Raw genomic sequence first — 20,238 nt, forward strand, 5'->3', positions numbered from 1 at the left:
GCGACAATTAAAAAGTCGTCAGCGATTTTCGAAGCTTACCCGATAAAATCACCCTGCTTTGCTGCGCAGCAGCGGTCCGCCCGGTACAAAAAAGCCGCCTTGCGGCGGCTTTCAATCCAATCGGAAGCGCTGATCAGGCCGCGAGCGTTGCGCCGTTGCGACGGCGATAAGCTAAATAACCTACACCAGCGAAGCCAAGGATCAGCATCGCCCAGGTTGAGGGTTCCGGAACGGGCGTCAGCACGTCGAGCGATACGTTGTCGAAGTACTGCGAGGTAACGCCACCACCGGGTGCGAAGATACGCGTGGCCTGTAGCTGGATGGTATGCTGGCCCGCCGTAAGGTTGGTGGTGAAGTCCAGCGTGTTGCGCAGTGTCGTCGACGTGCCAGGGCCGACGAAGTCAAAGCTGTCCAGCACGACGCCATCCAGCAGAACGCTCATCAATCCGAACGCCGTGAGACCATTCACACGGGTAAATGCCGCGATATCGGCCGAGAATGTCGCCAGACCACCCGTCGTCGTGAACGTCTGCGAGACGCCACCACCTTCCCCGGGAGCGGAGCCATAGATCGGATTGATCTTGCCTGCGTTCAGGAACAACGCGTTCGAAGCGCCGGAGCCCGTCACGTTGAAAGAAACGACCGAGGCGTTCTGCGGCTGCTGAGCGCCTGGCAAGCTCGGAGTGGCCGCGATCGTTCCGTTCGCGGTGGTGTACGAGGTCCATCCCGTCAGACCCGATTGAAAGTCGCCGTTCGTGATCACTTCGACAGCTTTGGCCGGCACAGCGGACAGAACAAGAAGAACAGCGCAAGAAAGTTTAGCGATAGTACGAACCATTTAATTATGCTCCCGTTGAGAACCAGCGCCGAAACACCGAATGTTCCCGCCAGGCTCGGTCGATGACTGCGTCCCAAGGCCGGCCCAAGGGTTTATTTAAATTCGCCAGCTCCAATATTATCTAATGTCGTATTATGACGCGGGAATGATACGTTTACCGTGTTGATCGCCCATGCCTCAGGCAGGCAGGTCCTCTGCCCGCGCAGCACGCCCGTCGCGCAAAGATCTTGTCACTTTCGAGCTGTCCGCATTTTTTAAGAGGCGACCTTCCGCTAAATTGTGGTGCGGAGTCGCTACGGTGCCCGCGCGGCCGTCGGATCACCGTGATCGACGGCAACGCTCAAGGCCGCATTCGGGGCGGCCTTCTCGCTGCTCGCAAACACGCCGCATGACGGGCGCTAATATGTGGGGTGGGCGGACGCAGCTGCGCGTGGCTTAAGAGCCGGTATCGCGCCACACGCTGGCTTCGTAGCCATCGATGACTTGCGTGGTGTGGGTAAATTCCTCAAGCTGACGCAACGGCTCGATGATCTTGCGTGCTACCAGCACGGTATTCGGCTCGGCATTCTTCTGCATATGCCCGGCGACGTCGATGACGCGATCCGAGATCGTCTCGAGAGGGGTGGAATCGTCGAAGTAGACCAGGCCCGCGTTCACGCCGCAGCGAACGGCGAAATCCGCCTTGGACAGTTTCACCTCGCGGTTGAACACCTTGAGACTCTTGATGACGTCCTTGCCCGACTGGCAGGCGTCCTCGACATGGGCGAAGCATGCCATCACGCCGTCGGGCGTCCATGCCGTCTTCAACACGCCTCTGGCGCGAAAGATGCGCTCGACGAGCTTTCGATACTCCTCGAAGTCATATTGAATTGAAGCATGGTCTTCGCCGGCCTTCATCCCGGCCGAGCCGACCACGTCGATAGCAAGGAAGGCCACTTCACGGCCGAACGTGTCGAGCTTCTTCTTGGTTTCGGCAAACACCCGCAACAACTCCTGACGGTTCACGGTCTTGCCGCTTTCCGCCATTCGCAGCGTTGTTTCCAGTTCGGCGTCGAGCTTGGACCCCGGCTTCACGCCCTCTTTGCGGCGCCATGCCTGGGCCGACTTTCGCAGCAGCCGCCGGTTCGAAGCGGTCTGCGCGCGTTGGGCGATTGCGCCTGAGAAAATAGTGACGACAATGGCGAGGCCAATGAGGATCCAGTCGGAGCGATCGCTGCCGGCAATGTTGGTCGGTACATATCGATGCAGTACCGGCACGGATTTACTGAGAACGTATTCGCGCGCTTCGAACAGCTTGGCCGGGACCGTTGCGTTCTTCGGATTGTCGAACAGGACAAACAGCTTCGGGCCTACCAGAACAATTATCAGGGCGAACGTTGCGACGCCCAGCAGTTTCCTCAGTCCAAACAGCACGTGAACCAGGATCGATTTAGGAGCTTCGCGATGAACCACTTTGATTGTCCCCAGGCAGAGCGGGCGAGACGATCGGACAGCCGCTCGATCAGCTTATAGCTTGCCATCCGCTTGAGTGGCAAATCACCCCGTCCGATCAGGCGCATATAGGGGCCGGTAACGTCGGCGGTATTTGCGGTCAGGCCGATGGTGGCCTTTCGTCCGCATCGTCAACGACTGGCCCCAGGGCCGACATCGCCGCGGCCTTCAGGCGGATCGGATCGCGCTCGCCGTCGCCCGCCACCTTCAAGATCGTAGCTGCGATCAATCGAAGCTGCTGGTCCGATACCGGTTCGGGTAAGGAAGCCTCGGCAGCTTCCAGGGCCTTTGACATCAACTCGATCGTTTGTGGACCGAACGAGGGACCGCCAAATTGGCTGTAGTCCAGTTCCTCGATAATCCGGCGGGCCTTTCGGTGCCGTACGTCTTCCTCGGCATCGAGACTTGTCGCGGCATTCTGCGAACCCTCAGCCTTCGGATCGGACGCAGAACTTCCGCCCGGGTGCATGAGCTTTTCAGGCACAAACAGCTCAAGAGCAAATTTCAAGGTGTCTCGAAATCTCATCTTGCTTCTGTCCGGTCGTCACCTCGGGCTATGCTTGGCGAGCCTGTACGCTTGCACCGTCGTTGATATTCCAGATAATCCGAATCATCCAGGAATCCAGCCTTTCGTTTTTTCAAAAAAATGCAACGTTGTTGATCGGGCAGCGGTTCGATAGGCTGTACAAAACTTCCTTCCCAACGGTAGTCCGATCTGCCGGATCAGCCAGGCAGTGCAGCGAAAACCGGTATGCCAAGGAGACTCGATATGGCACGAGCTTTCAAGGTTCGTTCCGCGGAGCGCGATGCTCAGACCGACAGCGAACGGCTCGGCTCGATTTCGGCCGCCGTTGAGGCCGCCGTCGCCTCGATCCAGAAGGAGAGGGACGCCCTGCGTGCGCGTGTCGATGCGGCGCGCGATCAGGCCGCCTTTGCCACAGGCACCGACTACGATGAATATCTGACGCGCGACGCCAAGGATGCAGCCCGGATCAAGGAATACGAGCAGCAAATGGCAAGCGGCGAAAAGCGCACACAGGAGCTCGAGCGTCAACTCGGCGGTCTGGGTGCCATTCAGGAAGTCTTCAGCCGGTATTTCGCCGACAAGGTGCGGTAGGGGGCGCCCGCCGCGAAAACTGCGGATAATCCGCGTTTAAATCGTCTTCCCGGATTATACCCGCTCTGACTGCCGAATACTGAGCCGGGACCGCAAATGCAAATAAGCCGGCCGGGTCGTTAGCCCCAGGAAATAGCCCACCTGAACGGTAATGATCGGAAGGGCCACGACGGCCAAACCGTCGAGCAGGCCCTGACCGTTGGCCCAGGCCGAGACCATGTACGCGCCGGCGCCCAATGCAGAGAGCGGCAGCAGCGCCAAAATATTAAAATGAAGGCCCACATAGATGCCGGCACCGCAGGCGAGGATGGGCAGCATTCGTCAGCTCGCTCCATTATACGGTTAAAAGGTGCATTCAAACTGATTAAATGTTGCGTCGCACCCCGGCCAAGTGTATGGTCACGGGTATTAACGAAGAGTTACTTAGGCCTTTGAACGTCTGTCGGATTTATGGTCTCTCGCCAATAATTCAGGCAGTGGTGTCAGTGATACTGCGCGGGCATTTTTCTCATGTCGATTGGAGCGGATATTGGCAACAAGGTAGGCCAGCTCGACCAATCCGCTAGCGGTTCTCCCGCTCGTTTTTCCAGCAATGCAGTCCCCTATCTGTTATCGACCGCAGATGCCTTCGTGATCCTGCTGTCCAGCGTGGCGGGGGGCATCGGCTATCAGCTGTCCGTCGGCAACGACGTGCCGAACATTCTCCCGCATTGCGCCGTCGGCTTGTTGGCGAGCTTCATTCATATCCTGCGCATGAGCGGCAGCGGTTATTACGATTTTCCTGACAGCGCCAAACCGCGCGTCGAGATCGGCGAAATACTGATCTGCTGGTTTACGACAGGGTTGCTGCTCGCATTCTTTGCGTTTCTGCTCAAGATCGGCGTCGATTATTCGCGTGGCGCCTTTGTGGTGTTTTATTTTGCTGCGCCGGCGGGACTTCTCGCCGTCAGGAAGGGTACCAAGGTGGCCCTGGCGGCTGCCGTTTCGCGCGGCCTGATCGGCCGACGGGACATCGTGCTGATCGGCGATTTCCACGAGATCGCCGCGCTGGAGCCCCGGGATCTCCTGGTTTTCTTCGGTACTTCCGAAGTCAGCCGCTTCACGCTCAGTTCGGAAGACGATCCCGCGAAGCGCGACTCGACCGACGTCAGCGTCATCAACTCAGCCGCAAACTTCGTCAGGCGGAACAATTGCCGGGAAGTCCTGCTTGCGATGCCGTGGGAGGATGCAGCCCGGCTGGAGTTCATCCGCGAGCACGTCAAGACGCTTCCGGTGGCAGTGCGGCTCTTGCCCGACATGCGGGTTCGGACGTTGACAAATTATGCGTCGTCGGCGCGTCAGCGCGTTTTGGCCATCGAAATTCAGCGCGCGCCGCTCAGTGCCGCGGAACGCTTCGTCAAGCGCGTGATGGACATTGTCATCGCATCCCTGGCGCTGGTGTTCTTTCTGCCGATCATGGCGCTTACCGCTGTCGCCATCAAGCTTGACAGTCCCGGGCCGGTTATTTTCCGGCAGTTCCGCAAGGGATTTAATGGCAAGCAGTTCATGATGTTCAAATTCCGCACCATGACCGTCCAGGAAAACGGGCCCGCTGTCGTGCAGGCTACGCGCGACGATCCGCGGGTAACGTCCATTGGCCGTCTGCTGCGATCGGCAAGTATCGATGAATTGCCTCAGCTGTTGAATGTCGTCAGGGGAGAGATGTCCCTGATCGGTCCGCGTCCGCATGCGCTGGCTCACGACAACTATTTCGAGACGGTGCTGAGCGAGTATGCGTTCCGGCATCACGTCAAGCCCGGCATGACCGGTTGGGCGCAATGCAACGGAGCGCGCGGCGGTACACCCACGATCGAGCATATCTCCGAACGCGTCAAACTCGACCTCTGGTACATCAACAACTGGAGCCTGTGGCTGGACATCCAGATACTGATCAAGACCTTTTTCGAGGTGCTGCGTAAGCGCAACGCTTACTGATCCAGCCGAACGCGACGCTCGTGATCTGCCAAATGCCGGCTTCTCTCAACCCGTGGGTGTGGGGAACCTTGCCATTTGCTGTGCATTGACACCTGTGCACCCGCGCAATCTCGAGCGAGCCTCCGGAACGATTCCGCGCCGATCATGATTTGATAGATATTTGAACCACTTAGGATTAATGCTCGGCAAACCCGCGTTTTGCGGAGATTTGTTGCCAAATCTACAATTTTGCTGGAAAGGCTCGCCGCTGGACTTATAGTTTGTTGCGAATCGTGATGGTCACAGGCGGGATGAACAAGAAGCCAAATTTCGATGTAATGTCTGTAGACGAGTTATGGCAGCTCCATGAGGAGCTCAGTCAGGTCTTGTCGGTTCGATTGACGTCGGAAAAGCGTGAGCTCGAGAAGCGGTTGGCGCAACTTCGGCGCGAGAAGGAAATGCGCCAATCGGAATCCGCGGATGTCCGGGGTGCGCCTCGCGAGCGCCGGAAATATCCGCGCGTATTTCCAAAATATCGAAATCCCGATGAGCCTTCCGAAACCTGGTCGGGTCGCGGCAAGCAGCCTCGCTGGCTTACGGCCGCACTCAAGACCGGTCACAAGATCGAGGAATTCGTGATTGGCAAGCCGGATACCGGCGGTGAAGGTTCTCGCCGCCGCCGCGCATAGGCGAGCCGCAAAGGCCGTGTAATCGGAGGTCTCCATGAAGCTCGCGCTCTGTGCAGCGTTGTCCCTGCTGCTGATTGAAGCCGCTGCCGCAGGTCAAGGCAACGTCTCGATCGGCAAATGGCGCCTGGCCGATGCCGCCAGCGACGCCTGCTTTGCCAACTGCGCCAGCCAGAACGATGCCTGCAAACGCGTATGCCCAACCACGCTTGGCGCACCCTGCCAGAGCGCATGTGACAGTCAGGCCCAAACGTGCAGGGAAAGCTGCCGGAGCAGCAGCAGATAGAGTTCGGTCACGGCCCCATGTGGTCGTGGAGGCGCAGCTTCGATAGTTATTTTGCAGTCTGCTTATAGAATTCAGCTTCGGCGTCCCAGGCCGATGTTTCGCTCCAGCCCAATCCCACCCCGTCAATCCGGTCGGTGTTGATCCGGACCATCGGTTCGGTGAAGTCCTCCTGCTGCAGCAACGTGACGGGGCAGGCAACCCCAAGGCGGGATGACATTTCAGCGGCGAAGCGTTGTGCAAACGCGCCCTGGCTCTCGACATAGAAACTCGGACGGAGCTTCGTTATGCCCTGATGCAATGGTACGCTCTCAGCAAAGGTCGCATAGGCTTTCGCCAGCAAATCAACATGAATGTTGTCCCGCACGTACAGAGGTGTCCGTACTGCCGGAACTTCGCCCTTGAACCAGGTACGTATCAAATAGCTGCAAAACCGCGGCTCCTCGAACGGCCCAATGGGGTTCGCGATCACCAACTTCCCGAGATTGAAATGCAGGGTCTCGCTCAGGAAGCGATAGTATTGCCAGGTGAGGCCTTTCGACAGGCCGTAGGGTGAAAAAGCCCTGAGCGGCGCGTCGCCTGCACCTTCATCCTGTTCGAATACCGAGCCGGTGAGCACGACGCCTGCCGGGCCGCGGGCTGTCATCTTCTTCAGGACTGCGACGACATTCTTCGTATTGTCGGCGACGGCGCCAATGACGTCGAAGTCCGGATTGCGGTAATCGCCGGTTTGGGCCGCATGCTGGCACAACAGATCCCATGAGCCCGTCCCGGCGAGATCGAGAAAGCGGGTCGAGCCAAACGGGCAATCCTCGATGACTTCGGCGACACGGCGAAGCTCGGCCACGCGGCTGCCGCGCAAGCCCGAATAATCGCTGCCCCTGAGGGGGGCAACGACAGTATGGCCTCTCGCGGCAAGGCTGCGCGCAAACCAAAGACCGGTAAACGAACTGCCGCCGGTCAGAAGGATTCTCACGTCAGGCCTCGCAAGGATTCGATGCCGTGGAACACAGGGTCGAAGTCCGGCCAGCTTTGGTCCTTGGGCGAAACTTCGACGGGAGCCCGCGGCCACTCGATGCCAAATCGCGGATCGTCGAAGCGCAAGCCGCGCTCCTGCTCGGGAGCGTAGAATGCATTCACCAGATAGAACGCTTCGGTATCGTCGGTGAGCGTCATGATGCCATGCGCAAAACCCTGCGGAACGAAAATCATCGTTCGGTTTTCTGCGGTGAGTTCGACGCCAAACCATTTTCCGAAGGTCGGGGAGTCCGGTCGCAGGTCGACGATGGCGTCATAGAGGGCGCCGCGGATGCAGCGCACCACCTTGATTTCGGCGGCCGGGGCCAGTTGATAATGCATCCCGCGCAGGGTGCCGGCTTTCGCACTCAGGGAGTTGTTGATCTGAACGATCGACATCGGCACGCCAGCCGCTTCGAACTCTTTCTGACAAAAAAAGCGTGCGAAAAAACCCCGGTCGTCACCGCGCCTTTCGAGTTCGATCGTGTAGGCGCCATGAAGCGGCGTTGGATGAAACTTCACGATGTAAGCCTTTCAGGATTACTGCCAGCGGAGATCGGCCGACAGCCGACCTACCGCAATGTGGTCCTTGAGCGTCTTCAATCGCATCAGGGAGGATGTGCGAAATTCCTTGTCCGAGAATCCCATTCCGTTCAGTCCGGCTGAGAGGTTTCGCACCGACTGAGCGAGCGGGACCGCCGGGAGATGCGCAGGCGCCAGTTCGGCAAAAAGCGAGAAATCAACCTGATAGGAGCGCAGGTCCGGCGGCGCCGCCGTGTTGATGCTCACTTGGGTGCCGGGCAGTTCAGCGGCTACAACCTGGGCCAGATCGCGGACCTGATAATTTCCCGTGTTGCTGCCGGCATTGACCACAAGGACCCGCCCGCCTCGGTCGGCATCGCGTCCGATGGCCCATTCAATTGCCCGCGCCATATCGGCCACGTCGATCAACGGTCGCCACGGCGTCCCGTCGCTGAGCACGGTAATCTCGCCCGTGGCCAGCGCGCTCGCGACAAAGTCGTTCAAGACCAGATCGAGCCGCAGGCGATCCGACATGCCGCAAGCGGTCGCAAACCTCAGGCACGTGACCGTCATTTCGCCCGCGTTGCTCGCGCGAAGCGCGTTTTCCATCGCGACCTTGGACCGTGCATAGGCGGTGAGGGGATTGAGCTGGTCGCTCTCGCGTTTGGGGCGGCCTTCAGCGGCGCCGTAAATGCTGCAACTCGACGCGAATACGAAGCGGCCGACGCCGCGCTGCTCCGCCATCTGCGCAAGCGCAACGCTGGCCTTTTCGTTGATCGCTTCGGTGACGCCTTCGAATTCCTTCCCCATCGGGTCGTTGGAAATCGCCGCCAGATGGACGACGACATCGACGCCATCGAGCAGTTCCGGCGGAAAGTTTCTGATATCGCCGAAATGCGCGCGATCCAGCAGCGATTCAGGGAGCCTGGTCGCTCCGGTAAGATTGTGGGCAAAGAATGCAGTATCGAAGCCGATCAATTCGGCGTCCGGAAATTTCTGCCGGAGGTGACGCGTGAGGATCGGGCCGACATAGCCCATCGAACCGGTAATAAGAATACGCATGGAATCTTTCTTCTTTACCATTTTTTCCAGGGAGCCTTATTGCTTGACCAAAGATCTTCCAGATATCGCTTGTCGCGCAACGTATCCATCGGGTGCCAGAAGCCGTCGTGGAGGAACACGCTGAGCTGGCCGGCCTCCGCGAGATTCGTCATCGGTTCCTTTTCCCAGACGGTCGCGTCGCCTTCGATGTAATCGCCGACCTTGGGTGAAAGCACGAAGAAGCCGCCATTGATCCAGTTGCCGTCGCCGCGCGGCTTTTCCTGGAAGCCGGTAACGCGGCTGCCCTGATGGTTGATGGCGCCGAAGCGGCCGGGCGGCTGCGTGCCGGTCACGGTCGCCAGACGCCCCTCGCGGCGATGGAACGCGATGCTTTCGGTGATGTCGATATCGGCCACGCCGTCGCCGTAGGTCAGGCAGAAGGCGTCGTCATCGCCGATATAGGGCAGGATTCGCTTGATGCGCCCGCCGATCATGGTTTCTTCGCCGGTGTCGATCAGCGTCACCCGCCACGGCTCGGCATGCTTCTGCAGCACCTCCATCCTGTTTTCACGAAGGTCGAAAGTGACGTTCGACTGGTGCAAGAAGTAGTTGGAGAAGTATTCCTTGATCACGTAGCCCTTGTAGCCAAGGCAAATGATGAAGTCGTTGATGCCGTGGCTGCTGTAGATCTTCATGATGTGCCACAAAATCGGCTTGCCGCCGATTTCGATCATCGGCTTGGGACGAATATCGGTTTCCTCGGCAAACCGAGTTCCCAGGCCACCCGCCAGCAATACTGCGCGCATTAATTTGCCACTCAATACGTTGAGATTAATAGGTTTAGCGGTATTCACTACATGAAATGGCGCAGTCACGCGAGGCCGTGCCGTCATTTCGTGACAGAATGGTTTATTTGATTTCGCCCGTCAATTTGCGGGTTCCTCGCGGGGAACGATGCGCGAAGTCCAGCAATGGTTCATTGCGTGCGCACGTTGAGATTGAATGCGGCCGAGATTGAATGCGGCTAGGTAAGGTTGATGGGTTAGCTTAATCCACGGCTTTGATTGAGCCGTTCACACGCGAAGCTATGATGAAGCATGAAGCGAAATCACCCGCATCGGAAGGTTGTCACCAAGCGTAAATCGCACCCCCGGCCCGAAGATCTCGCGCAAAAATATCGCGAAGTGTGCGAGCTCCGCCGCAAACTCGAATGCGTTACGGCCAAGGTGGCTTCCCTTCGTCCCAGACAACATCGAGGTCTGAACGCGCCACCATTTATTTCAGCGCGATTTGTCTTCAAGGCCGGAGTTCTGTCCGATGAGCCGATACAACCTGTTTCAAATCCCGTCGTTCAGTCCCGAGCGGACGTGGGCGGACACTTGGCACCTCTGGACGGTCATGGTGCCGCGGCGCTCGATCACTGGGCGGCTGTTGTGGGGCAAGGTATGGCGCCGGCACGATGGCAGGTGCTGGATCTACAAAAAGTTCGTCGAATACGAGCCCGACGACCTCGCCTGACCGATTTAATGCGTCGCTTATGTCTCGCCGCACACGCCGTTGCGGCGTTCGGAGCGCAATGCCAGTGCAACGCTGATGACGATGACCGTCAGCGTCGCCAGCAGACTCGCCGGAGCGGTGCAGTTGATGCACGTTCCAACGATCGGGAAGGTTTCGCTCACGGGAGCTGCGACAAGATTCATACCGTCATCCTGACATTCGGGGCGGAAGCAAAGAGCCTGAATTAAATATAGCAGGTCTGTCCCGGCCCAGCCAGCCGAAGCGCGTTCCGGCCAGATCAGCGACGAGGCTCATCCGCTCGAGTCTGGTTTGGATTTATCGGTCCGAAACGGGCCTATAATCTCTTGGTTATCCTCACCGCGAGTTTTTCCCGGCGGATTTCCGGCTCCGCGCCTCCCGCGGCGCCCGGCCGATTTACTGTCGATTAACTATGATGTTTTACCAAATATTTACGCGCCAAAAATCGTCCACGGCGCGAAGCCGTTGGGGGTTTTGCCTTTGTTGCCTTCTCGTAGCCTTGCGACGAGGTTAGCCGCCTGTTGGGCGGCCATACTCGTTGTATCGGGCTGCAGCACCCCCGTCGCGACGCCCTTGACCACGGTGTCACAGCCCAGATTGGCTTCGGGACAGCCGGTTTCGCTCGATCAAACCTATGCGTATGACGGCGGCCCTGCGGGCGCCGTGCCGCTTCCGTCGCCCTCATCGCAGGCCGTTGCCGTCATGGACGGCGGCAGTGGCAGCATGATCGGGGGGACGAATTCGGGGCGGAAGACCGCCGGCGCAGACGGGAACGTGGTTCTCAATCTGGCGAGCGTTCCGCTTCAGCAGGCCGCCAAGACCGTTCTCGGCGACATGATCGGCGTGAACTACGTCGTCGACCCTCGCGTCGACGGCGTCATTTCCGTGCAAACGACGCGTCCGGTCAGCAAGGCCGAGGCAATGGAGATGTTTCAGACGGCGCTGGTGCCGATCGGCGCGGTGCTCGTGCAAAGCCGCGGCACCTACCGGATTGCGCCGGCCGACCAGGCAGCCACGGGTGTGATCGCGACCGGCAATGGTCCGGCCGAGAGCGCCATCGCGGGCAACGGCGTTCGCGTCGTTTCCCTGAAATACGTATCCGCCACCGAAGTCGCCCGCGTGCTCGAGCCGATGGTGCCGAAAGGCGCCATCGTGCAGGCCGACGATGCGCGCAACATTCTCGCGCTCAAGGGCTCTCCGGCGGAAATCGAAAGCATGCTCGACTCGATTTCGGTGTTCGATGTCGATGTCATGAAAGGCATGTCGTTTGCCGTCGTTCCGGTGAAAACGCCCCAGCCGGAAAAAATGGTCGACGAACTGAAGGCGATATTCGCGGCCGAGAAAGAGGGGCCGCTGAAGGGGCGCGTGCGGTTCATCGCAAATACGCGGCTTGGCGCCATTCTGGTTGTGACCTCGCAGCCGAGCTATTTGCCCAAAGCGCAGACCTGGATCAGACGGCTGGATGCCAAGGCGGCCGGCTCCGAGCGGCAGCTTCATGTCTATCAGGTGCAGAACCGGCCGGTGGCGGAGCTCGCCAGCGTGCTGCAGTCGATGTTCGCGAATGAAATGAAAGTGGTGAAGCAGCCGACGCGCAGCGTTTCGCCACGATCGAGGCAAGCGAGCTTTTCCGGAAGCTCGACAAAATCGCCCGGACTGGGCGGCGCGACGTCGGATATCGATCAGGGAGGCGCAACCGGGCTTCGCGGCGGTGTCAGCCCCGGTAACGATCTGCAAAGTCTGCAACGCGCACTGAACAATGAGCCGGAAGCCTTGGCGCCAGATGCCATGGAGCCATCTTCGTCTCCGTCCTCCAGCAGGGTGGGCGATGAACCGCCGCTCAAGATCGTCGCCGACGAGACAAAAAATTCGCTCCTCGTCATGGCCAATGAGCGGGACTACCAGCGCGTGCTTCGCGTCGTTCAGGGACTTGATGTGGTCGCCAGCCAGGTCCTGATTGAAGCTGTCATCGCGGAGGTGACGCTTAACGACAAGCTGCAATATGGCGTGCAATGGCAGCTTTCGAAGAAGGGCACGCCGACCGCGTCATTCTCCAACGCCCTGACCGGCGGCGTCGCATCCGTCTTTCCCGGGTTCAATTATGCCGTCAACGCAGCCAGCATCGCGGCGACGCTCAGCGCATTGAACGCGATCACACGCGTGAATGTCATTTCGACACCTTCGCTGATGGTTCTAGACAACAAGACGGCCAGGTTGCAGATCGGCGATCAGGTGCCGATCACCACGCAGACCGCGACCAGCACCGTGACGGCGCAAACGGCGATCGTCAATTCGATCACCATGCAGGACACCGGCGTGATCCTTTCGGTGACGCCGCGCATCAATGAAAGCGGCAGGGTGCAGCTCGAGATCGAGCAGGAAGTCAGCGCCGTGGTGAAAACCACCTCGTCAGGAATCGACTCGCCCACCATCCAGCAGCGCCGCGTGAAGACTACCGTCGTCGTCAACGACGGCGAGGTTTTGGCGCTCGGCGGCATGATCCAGGAGCAGGCCAACAAGACCAGCAACCAGATCCCGCTGCTCGGCGACATACCGGGGCTTGGCGCTGCGTTCTCGAACCGGGGCGACCAGGTCCAGAAGACCGAGCTCGTCATCCTGATCACGCCCAAGGTCGTCCGCGACGGCACGGAAAGCCGCCTCGTGACGGAAGAATACCGGCGCAAGATGCATGTTTACATGCCGCACACGACGTCGCGCGAGCGCACGCCGGCCAACACCATGCAGCGGATAATTTCACAGTGAAGAGCCGAGCGGCCATAAGAAGTTTCTGGCTGTTGTCGAGCATGGCCTGCTCGCTGGCGGGCTGCGTGACCTATGCCGCTCCGATCGAACCGCCGCCACCCTATGCCGTCTTGCCGGTCGATGAATCGATGAGCTGCAACGGCATCGCCGCCTCCTTCCGTTACGCGGCGCGGCGCGCCGCCCGGCTGGAATATTGGCTGGCAGTGGGACCGCTGGCGGGCTACGGCTACGAACGATACCCGCTGGATGCGCCCAAGCAGCTCATCGATGAACGCAGGCGGCTCGATGCACTGGCGGATCTGCAGCGCTACAAGGGCTGCACCGTGTTTGAGCCGGGTCCGGCCGTTGTCGAGGAGCGTTTGAAGCTCGAAGGCTCGGTCCGTCCGCCGCCTCCGCCGCCACCACCTCTGCCGCCGCCGGTCGTGCTCAATTCAAAAGGCTAGTACCTCCGCACAAAGGTTTTACCGGCTTGGTTTGGTGCGTAGGCTTGCCTATAACCTGCTGCCCGCCAACGCTGGTTCCGACCCCTTGCGGGTGTTCCTTCAGTCGTCGCCAATCGAACGAATGACCCGCGCCGGATTTCCTCCGACAAGAGTATTCGGGGGAACGTCCTTGGTGACTACCGAACCCGCCGCGACGACCGAGTTCTCGCCTACTGTTACGCCACCGATGATGGTCGCGCCGGCTGCGATCCACACGCTTTTCTCAATCACGATGGGCCTTCCGATTGTGGCGGCGCGTCGCTGCGAAGGTTCAAGGGGATGGCCCGTCGTGATGATGCTCACGTTCGGCCCGATCATCACATTGTCCGCGATGTCGAGGCCGCCAAGGTCATAGAAAGTGCAGTTCTGATTTACGAAGACATTGCGCCCGACGCGGATTTCATCCCCACCGGCAGTATAAAATGGAGGGATCAGTAAAAAGCTCTCGTCTATCTTTTTACCGATAAGTTCGCTGAACAAAGCCCGAATTTCGTCCGCGTCGTTGAACGTCAAACGATTAAGTGTGGCGGTGATCGCCATCGCTCGTTTGACGTTTGCCAACATGGCCGCGGATTCCGGCGTCCTGCTGTAAATTATCTTGGTACGATCTTTATTTGGCATTCGCTATTTTCCTCGGGCTACAGTTGAGCGTGCGTTTCGGCGCACGAGGGCGGCACCGAGATTCGCTGAGTGTAGCCACAAAGCAGAAGGGCCGGAATCCACCCCCATGCGGTCACTCCGAGAGCACCGGACACGGCGATGGTGGAATGAGGAGCCTCGATAATTAGCTCGGGCAACCAGTCAAAACCTTTGTGCGGAGGTACTAGTTGCAGCTTTATCGTCAATGCGGAAGGTCAGCTTGCCGCCGCGTCGCGAACGCGCAGGCACGCGCGCGCAGCGCCTTGGGGGCGTTCCTGCCGCGAGCTTGATGAATCGATATCCCCGCGCCGCCATTCCCGGATCACGAAAGGACGCCCGTTGCCGCCCTCCAGCGAGACCAGCGCCTCGCGGATGAAGCGCGTGCCGTCCGAGGCGCTGATATCCGCGCGGATGGTCATGCTGCCGCCCAAGGGCAGGCCTCGCTTGGCGTTCGTCTGCTTCGGCGCGACATTGAGCAGCCTGAGCATGGCGGGAGAGGCGGCTTCCATGTCCGGCTCCGGCCGCCCGGAGCGAACCGTGACATAGCGAAGCGCTGTCCGAAACAACCGGGGCGATATGCCGTCGAGCTGGTCCAGTTGCGTCACGGTCGTGAAGCGTGCCTCAGCCGGCCCTGCGGCTGGTGGGCTCTGCGTCCTGGGTTTGCGGAATTCGATGATCTGCGCGGCGATGCGGGTGCCTTGCGACTGATCGCCCGTGAGCGCGGCGAAGAGGCGCGTCAAGGCGGCCGGGCTCGCCGTGTTCAGGTCGATCTTTCCAGTCTCTTCCTCGACCGTGATCGTGGCGCGTTCGCCGCCGGGCAATCGGCACCGTAACGGAAAATTAACGGCTTGTTCGGGCCCAGCAGTCAGTGCCGTGGCAATCGCCAGGTTGACGGCGCTCTCTGCCGCCATCTCGGCTGCGGCCACCGAGGCGTAGTTCGACGATGTCTTGGTGCGGTAACGCGCGCCGATGATGACCGCCATTCCAAGCAGCGTAATCAGGCCCAAAGTCCAGATCACGGCCACCAGCGCGAAGCCCGATTGCCTGGTCCTGGAATGGAGCAGGGAAAGGCATTCCGGCCAGTCGGGGACGGCAAATCGGTTCGTTCGAGCCTTTGGCCGGTTTGCCACGTCGGGAAGCCTTGCTGGGACGGCGAAGGGGCCTGACCTCGCGTCATCAGCCGATATTTACGCAGGAATGGCAAACAAAGCGTCAAACAGCTTGTGTTAATCAAAACCTCCTAGAATCGCGCCGACGGAAAACCCGCGAGACCGCCGAGCGCGCGAATGTCATTCGATATCCAGCAATTGTTGCGCCCGGCTGCACCGCCAAGCCGGGGAACGGAGTTGCCGAGGCCGAGAGACGCCGGCTTCGCGCAGGCGTTTTCCGATCTTCTGGTCGGCAGGGACCTGGTCGATGCCGCCGCCGTCGGCCGGGCCCGGCGGGCCGCCGAAGCGGCTTCCGAGCGTTTCGATCTCGTGCTGGTCAAACTCGGTCTGATTTCCGAGGCCGACCTCTGTCTGGCCTACGCCACCTATTGCAGTCTGCCGCTGATCGAACCTGTGGATCTCCCGGCCCGGCCCGTTCTGGCGGATCGGTTGCAGTTCTCTTTCCTCAAGACCAATCGGATCCTGCCGATCTCGTTCGACGGCCGGCGGCTGTTGATCGCGACCGCGGATCCCTTTGTCGATGAGTCCGTAAAAGCCATCAGCTACATGCTCGACGTGCACGTCGATCTCGCCGTGATCGCGCCGGCGGAAATCGAGCGTGCCTTGCGGACGCTGTATCAGGACGCAGCGTCCGAGGCGCAGCCTGAGGAAACCGACGGCCTCGCGACATCAGGCAACGACGGCAGCGAGTTCGACGTCGAGCGGCTGCGCGATATCGCCAATGAAGCGCCGGTCATCCGGCTGGTGAATCAGATCATTGCAAGGGCCGTCGAGCGTGGCGCGTCCGACGTGCATATCGAACCCGGACGCGATGCCGTCGCCGTTCGATACCGCATCGACGGCTTCCTGCAGCAGGAGCGCCTCGTGCCGGCGACGCTGCGGGCCGCGCTGACGACGCGCATGAAGATCATGGCCAAGCTTGACATTGCCGAGCGGCGATTACCGCAGGACGGCCGCATCAAGACCGTGGTGCGCGGCGTCGAGATCGATATCCGCGTTTCGACCTTGCCGACGGTGTTCGGCGAAAGCGTCGTGATGAGAATTCTCGACCGGACCCGGGTGGAGCTGGACTTCACCAAGCTCGGGCTCGACGGCAGGACGCAGGAATGCCTTCAGCGCCTGATGGCGCTTCCGAACGGCATCATTCTGGTCACCGGCCCGACCGGCAGCGGCAAGACGACGACACTCTACACCGCCTTGAAGGATCTCAATCGGCCCGAACTGAAGCTGTTCACCGTGGAAGATCCGATCGAGTATCAGCTCTCCGGGATCAACCAGATCCAGGTCCAGCCTCAGATCGGTCTCGACTTCCCGACGGCGCTTCGCTCGATCCTGCGCCAGGACCCGGACATCGTCATGATCGGCGAAATCCGCGACCTCGAAACCGCGCGCATCGCCATCCAGGCGGCGCTGACCGGCCATCTGGTATTCTCGACCTTGCACACCAACAGCGCGATTGCCGCGATCACGCGCCTGATCGACATCGGACTGGAACGCTACCTTCTCGCCTCGACGATCGCGGGCGTGATGGCGCAGCGTCTGGTCAGAAAGCTTTGTCCCGCCTGCGCGCGACCGCACAGCGACGGCGAGCGCGCACACGGCAAGCTCAAGATGGCGATAGCAGGCAATCCACGAATAGATTGGTCGCACAGCCGGGAGCCGGTTGGCTGCGAGGCGTGCGGCAATACCGGCTATAGCGGCCGCACGACGATATCGGAGCTACTGGTGATCGACGACGCGATCCGCGAAACGATCGGAAGAAGAAGCCAGGATCAGCGTGCGATCGAGCAGATCGCGCGCGAAGCAGGCTTTCACACGCTCTACGAGGATGGCCTGATGAAAGTCGGGGCCGGCGAGACTTCACTCGAAGAAGTCCTTCGCGTTACCCGCGCGTCCTAAAGGGAACCCGGCCCTTGGCAACTTTTCACTACAAGGCGTACACGGAACGAGGCGCGGTCACGGCAGGGACGATCGTTGCCGAAGGCCTCGATGCCGCCATTGACGCGCTCTACGGCTCCGGGCTGACGCCGTTCGAAACCTACGGCGCGGCTGACCAGACGTCGGAACGGCCGAGCTCGCCATCGACCTCGTCGCGGGAAGCGTCGATCTGGAAACGGGAGCTCGTTCAATCGAATCGCTTCAGCCTGAAGGAACTGACGGCCTTCACGGTTGAGCTGGCTTCGCTGACCAATTCTGGCCTGACGCTCGATGCCGCGTTCCGGATCATCGCAGGGCCGGGCGCTGCGCCGAAAACCGCGCGCCTCGCCAACGGGCTTCTCAAGGACGTGCTGGCCGGACTGCAGCTTTCGGAAGCGATGGCGCAACGACCGGACGTGTTTCCATCCGACTACCGGGCGATTCTGGCCGCCGGCGAAGCCGGAGGGGTCACCGGGCAGGTCCTCAAGCAGATCGCCGAATTGCTGGCGCGCCGGCTCGAGATTCGCAACAAGATCGCTTCCGCGCTCGTCTATCCCATGATTCTGATCCTGATGTCGCTGGTATCAGTCGTGGTCATCGTGTTCGTGCTGATACCCAGCATCTCGCCGATCTTCGTCGATGCCGGCCTGCCGCTTCCGGGCATCCTGCACTTCTTCGAGGAGGTTCAGGACAACTGGCTGATGGTTCTGCTGGCAGTCGCTCTTTGCGGCGCAGCAGGTTTCGTGTTGTGGGGCAAGGCGAAGCAAAACCCCGAGATCATGCTCGGTGCCGATCGTTTGAAATGCTCGCTGCCGCTGATTGGCGGGCTCATTCGAAACCGCGAGGCCGGCGGCTTTGCGCGGGCGCTCGGCACGCTGCTCGTCGCAAGGGTGCCGTTGATGTCTGCGATGCAGACCGCGCGTGCGCTCATCACCAACCGGCACCTGAATGCGCTCTATGAGGGCGCCATCACGCGTGTTCCGGAAGGCACGCCGCTGCACCGCGCCTTTGAAGGGGACAGCCTGTTGCCGCCGGCATCGCTTCGCCTCGTAGCCGTCGGCGAGGAGTCCGGTCAGCTCGGTCCCATGCTCATTCAGGTCGCCAGCGTGATCGAGGCCGACCTGCAGCGGCGCATCGAACGCATGGTCGGCCTGCTGACGCCGGCTTTGACGCTTGTTATCGGCGGAAGCATCGGTGGGCTCATCATGCACGTAATGAGCGCCGTGCTGTCGATCAACAATCTCGCGTTCCAATGAAACGCCCCGCACGATCATCAGCCGGGTTCACGCTGGCCGAATTGCTGGTCGTCATCGGGATCATCGCGCTTGTCCTTGCCGGCACGCTGTCCGCCAAACCGAAGGCCGTGGCCACGCGTGTCGCCGTCACGGCCCGCTCCGTTACGGCGACGCTTCAGCTGGCTCGTGCGCAGGCGATGTCGAGCAATGCCGAAACGCTGTTCCGGATCGACGTGGAGAAAGGCCGGTTCGGCTTGCCGAATTCCATGCACGCATTGCCGCGTGGAATGATTGCCGCGGTGGTGGTTGCCGAGACCGAGCGCTCCGGCGATTTGGGCGGTATCAGGTTTTATCCGGACGGCCAGTCCTCCGGCGGCGAGATCGCGCTGACGCTGGAGGGGCGGTCGGCGCGCATCGCCGTCAACTGGTTGACCGGCGAACCACGGTTGATCCAATGATGGGCGCGCGATCGAGACGGATGTTGGTGAGGCGCGGTGGCGAGCGTGGATTTGCGCTCATCGAAATCCTCGTTGCCTTCGTCATCCTGGCGCTGGGGCTCGGTGCGATATCGACCGGCGTGGTGGTGGCGATGCGCTCCGACGCGCGCACGCAGGTCAATCGCGCAGCGCTCAGGGTCGCGCAGTCCCGTCTCGAAGCCGCAGGCATTTCAGAAGCGCTTGCGCCCGGCTACCGCGAGGGGTTGGTTGCGAACAAATTCCGATGGCGGCAGACCGTCACGGAACTTCGTCCCGCCAGCGACACGCGATCGGCGCAAGGCGCCCGGCCTGCGCCTGCAAACGGCGCCTTGCAGTCGTTCTGGGTTGAAATCGCCGTCGAGGCGCCGGACGGCACCGCCATCAAGCTCGCGGCGTTGAAGCTTGCGACCGAGGCGAAGCCATGACGCGCGCGGTCCGCAGCCGGCTGATCGCCCGCGTCGCTGCGCGCCGGAGCGGCGAGCAGGGGCTGACGCTGATCGAGTTGCTGTTGTCGCTCGCCATCCTGGCGATCCTGACCGGCTTTCTGGCCGGCGGATTGTCGATGGCGCGGCAGGCTTTCGGCGCCGATCGCGCGAGCGAGATCGGAAGCGAGACCAGTGCCGCGATCCAGACCGTCGCTGCGCTGGTGGGGTCGGCGCTCCCGGTCAGGGCTGACGGTGCAGGCCCAAAAGACGCCATCGGGTTCGACGGTCGCGGCGAGGCAATCTCTTTCGTGGGGTTGAGCGAGGGGCGGTCGTTGCGAGGGGGGCCGCACAGGATCGTCTTGCGGCGGAGCGGCGGCGATATCGTCGCTGATTTCGTGGCGTTTAACGGGGCGCGCTCGAAGGAGAACCCCGAACCAGCCGCAACCCGGGTCGTGGTGCTTAGCGGCGTGCGCGAAATTCGCATTGGGTATTTCGGTACCGTCGATGCCAAGGTCAAGCCAGCCTGGCGCGCCGATTGGGTTCGCGCCGAGCGGCTGCCGGATCTGGTTTCGATCCGGATCGAATTTGAGGACGAGCGGCGTAACGAGCCCGCCACCGTGGTGGCGCTGCGTCAGGGCTAGCGCGTGACGA

Annotated in this window: 23 protein-coding genes; 12 read left to right on the forward strand and 11 right to left on the reverse strand. The window is 60.8% G+C overall.

The window, feature by feature from the left end; genetic code table 11:
- Positions 1–133: 133 nt before the first annotated feature.
- The 3 genes from V1293_RS33140 to V1293_RS33150 all read right to left on the reverse strand — a co-directional run bounded on the left by V1293_RS33140 (position 134) and on the right by V1293_RS33150 (position 2,837).
- Complete coding sequence (locus V1293_RS33140) at positions 134–838, reverse strand: PEPxxWA-CTERM sorting domain-containing protein (RefSeq protein WP_334515640.1); 705 nt, start codon at positions 836–838, stop codon at positions 134–136.
- A 435-nt stretch (positions 839–1,273) separates the two neighbouring features.
- Positions 1,274–2,290 (reverse strand): hypothetical protein, encoded by a 1,017-nt coding sequence (locus tag V1293_RS33145; protein WP_334515642.1) that lies wholly within the window; start codon positions 2,288–2,290, stop codon positions 1,274–1,276.
- 139 nt (positions 2,291–2,429) lie between these two features.
- The gene (locus V1293_RS33150) at positions 2,430–2,837 is read right to left on the reverse strand and encodes a hypothetical protein (RefSeq protein ID WP_334515645.1); all 408 of its coding nucleotides are present in this window, start codon (positions 2,835–2,837) and stop codon (positions 2,430–2,432) included.
- 261 nt (positions 2,838–3,098) lie between these two features.
- Here V1293_RS33150 and V1293_RS33155 point away from each other — a divergent pair, with 261 nt between their 5' ends.
- The gene (locus tag V1293_RS33155) at positions 3,099–3,446 is read left to right on the forward strand and encodes a hypothetical protein (protein WP_334515647.1); all 348 of its coding nucleotides are present in this window, start codon (positions 3,099–3,101) and stop codon (positions 3,444–3,446) included.
- A gap of 54 nt (positions 3,447–3,500) precedes the next feature.
- On the opposite strand, the gene V1293_RS33160 is transcribed toward V1293_RS33155, so the two are convergent.
- Positions 3,501–3,764, reverse strand: a complete 264-nt coding sequence (locus V1293_RS33160; RefSeq protein ID WP_334515649.1) for a hypothetical protein — start codon at positions 3,762–3,764, stop codon at positions 3,501–3,503.
- Between the two features lie 192 nt (positions 3,765–3,956).
- Between V1293_RS33160 and V1293_RS33165 the strand changes: the two genes are divergently transcribed.
- From V1293_RS33165 to V1293_RS33175, 3 genes are all read left to right on the forward strand, one after another.
- Positions 3,957–5,420 carry an undecaprenyl-phosphate glucose phosphotransferase gene (locus V1293_RS33165; protein WP_334515651.1) on the forward strand — a complete coding sequence of 488 codons (1,464 nt, stop codon included), beginning with the start codon at positions 3,957–3,959 and terminating at the stop codon, positions 5,418–5,420.
- 290 nt (positions 5,421–5,710) lie between these two features.
- The gene (locus V1293_RS33170) at positions 5,711–6,088 is read left to right on the forward strand and encodes an H-NS histone family protein (protein ID WP_334517017.1); all 378 of its coding nucleotides are present in this window, start codon (positions 5,711–5,713) and stop codon (positions 6,086–6,088) included.
- 34 nt (positions 6,089–6,122) lie between these two features.
- On the forward strand, positions 6,123–6,371 hold the full coding sequence (locus V1293_RS33175) for a hypothetical protein (protein ID WP_334515653.1): 249 nt from the start codon (positions 6,123–6,125) through the stop codon (positions 6,369–6,371).
- 46 nt (positions 6,372–6,417) lie between these two features.
- Here V1293_RS33175 and V1293_RS33180 read toward each other — a convergent pair whose 3' ends face one another.
- The 4 genes from V1293_RS33180 to rfbF are packed head-to-tail and all read right to left on the reverse strand — an operon-like array spanning position 6,418 to position 9,754.
- Complete coding sequence (locus V1293_RS33180) at positions 6,418–7,344, reverse strand: NAD-dependent epimerase/dehydratase family protein (RefSeq protein WP_334515655.1); 927 nt, start codon at positions 7,342–7,344, stop codon at positions 6,418–6,420.
- Positions 7,341–7,907 (reverse strand): dTDP-4-dehydrorhamnose 3,5-epimerase, encoded by a 567-nt coding sequence (gene rfbC, locus V1293_RS33185; RefSeq protein WP_334515658.1) that lies wholly within the window; start codon positions 7,905–7,907, stop codon positions 7,341–7,343. Before rfbC ends, V1293_RS33180 begins: the two co-directional genes overlap by 4 nt.
- An 18-nt stretch (positions 7,908–7,925) precedes the next feature.
- A complete protein-coding gene (locus V1293_RS33190) occupies positions 7,926–8,969 on the reverse strand; it encodes an NAD-dependent epimerase/dehydratase family protein (protein ID WP_334515660.1) in 1,044 nt (347 codons plus the stop codon).
- A 14-nt stretch (positions 8,970–8,983) separates the two neighbouring features.
- On the reverse strand, positions 8,984–9,754 hold the full coding sequence (gene rfbF, locus V1293_RS33195) for a glucose-1-phosphate cytidylyltransferase (protein ID WP_334515661.1): 771 nt from the start codon (positions 9,752–9,754) through the stop codon (positions 8,984–8,986).
- A 511-nt stretch (positions 9,755–10,265) separates the two neighbouring features.
- On the opposite strand from rfbF, the gene V1293_RS33200 reads away from it, so the two are divergent.
- Positions 10,266–10,466: a hypothetical protein gene (locus tag V1293_RS33200; RefSeq protein WP_334515662.1), complete on the forward strand. Its 201-nt coding sequence runs from the start codon at positions 10,266–10,268 to the stop codon at positions 10,464–10,466.
- Positions 10,467–10,483: 17 nt separating this feature from the next.
- On the opposite strand, the gene V1293_RS33205 is transcribed toward V1293_RS33200, so the two are convergent.
- The gene (locus V1293_RS33205) at positions 10,484–10,648 is read right to left on the reverse strand and encodes a hypothetical protein (protein ID WP_334515663.1); all 165 of its coding nucleotides are present in this window, start codon (positions 10,646–10,648) and stop codon (positions 10,484–10,486) included.
- Positions 10,649–11,066: 418 nt separating this feature from the next.
- Between V1293_RS33205 and gspD the strand changes: the two genes are divergently transcribed.
- Both gspD and V1293_RS33215 read left to right on the forward strand, forming a co-directional pair.
- The gene (gene gspD / locus V1293_RS33210) at positions 11,067–13,244 is read left to right on the forward strand and encodes a type II secretion system secretin GspD (RefSeq protein ID WP_334517019.1); all 2,178 of its coding nucleotides are present in this window, start codon (positions 11,067–11,069) and stop codon (positions 13,242–13,244) included.
- A complete protein-coding gene (locus V1293_RS33215; RefSeq protein ID WP_334515664.1) occupies positions 13,241–13,687 on the forward strand; it encodes a hypothetical protein in 447 nt (148 codons plus the stop codon). The genes gspD and V1293_RS33215 overlap by 4 nt, the downstream gene beginning before the upstream one ends.
- A gap of 99 nt (positions 13,688–13,786) precedes the next feature.
- On the opposite strand, the gene V1293_RS33220 is transcribed toward V1293_RS33215, so the two are convergent.
- Positions 13,787–14,347 carry a sugar O-acetyltransferase gene (locus tag V1293_RS33220; RefSeq protein WP_334515665.1) on the reverse strand — a complete coding sequence of 187 codons (561 nt, stop codon included), beginning with the start codon at positions 14,345–14,347 and terminating at the stop codon, positions 13,787–13,789.
- Positions 14,348–14,580: 233 nt separating this feature from the next.
- Complete coding sequence (locus V1293_RS33225; protein WP_334515666.1) at positions 14,581–15,495, reverse strand: hypothetical protein; 915 nt, start codon at positions 15,493–15,495, stop codon at positions 14,581–14,583.
- Positions 15,496–15,651: 156 nt separating this feature from the next.
- On the opposite strand from V1293_RS33225, the gene V1293_RS33230 reads away from it, so the two are divergent.
- From V1293_RS33230 to V1293_RS33250, 5 genes are read left to right on the forward strand one after another with little or no spacing between them, the layout of a single operon-like run.
- On the forward strand, positions 15,652–17,433 hold the full coding sequence (locus V1293_RS33230) for a GspE/PulE family protein (protein WP_334515667.1): 1,782 nt from the start codon (positions 15,652–15,654) through the stop codon (positions 17,431–17,433).
- A 14-nt stretch (positions 17,434–17,447) separates the two neighbouring features.
- Entirely contained in the window at positions 17,448–18,707 is a 1,260-nt protein-coding gene (locus V1293_RS33235; RefSeq protein ID WP_334515668.1) for a type II secretion system F family protein, read from the forward strand.
- Positions 18,704–19,144, forward strand: coding sequence for a GspH/FimT family pseudopilin (locus tag V1293_RS33240; protein WP_334515669.1), 441 nt, complete (start codon positions 18,704–18,706; stop codon positions 19,142–19,144). The genes V1293_RS33235 and V1293_RS33240 overlap by 4 nt, the downstream gene beginning before the upstream one ends.
- Positions 19,145–19,164: 20 nt before the next feature.
- Positions 19,165–19,587: a type IV pilus modification PilV family protein gene (locus V1293_RS33245; protein ID WP_334515670.1), complete on the forward strand. Its 423-nt coding sequence runs from the start codon at positions 19,165–19,167 to the stop codon at positions 19,585–19,587.
- Positions 19,584–20,228, forward strand: a complete 645-nt coding sequence (locus V1293_RS33250; protein WP_334515672.1) for a prepilin-type N-terminal cleavage/methylation domain-containing protein — start codon at positions 19,584–19,586, stop codon at positions 20,226–20,228. The genes V1293_RS33245 and V1293_RS33250 overlap by 4 nt, the downstream gene beginning before the upstream one ends.
- Positions 20,229–20,238: the final 10 nt, after the last annotated feature.

The sequence above is a fragment of the Bradyrhizobium sp. AZCC 1693 genome (assembly GCF_036924745.1).
Taxonomy (GTDB): domain Bacteria; phylum Pseudomonadota; class Alphaproteobacteria; order Rhizobiales; family Xanthobacteraceae; genus Bradyrhizobium.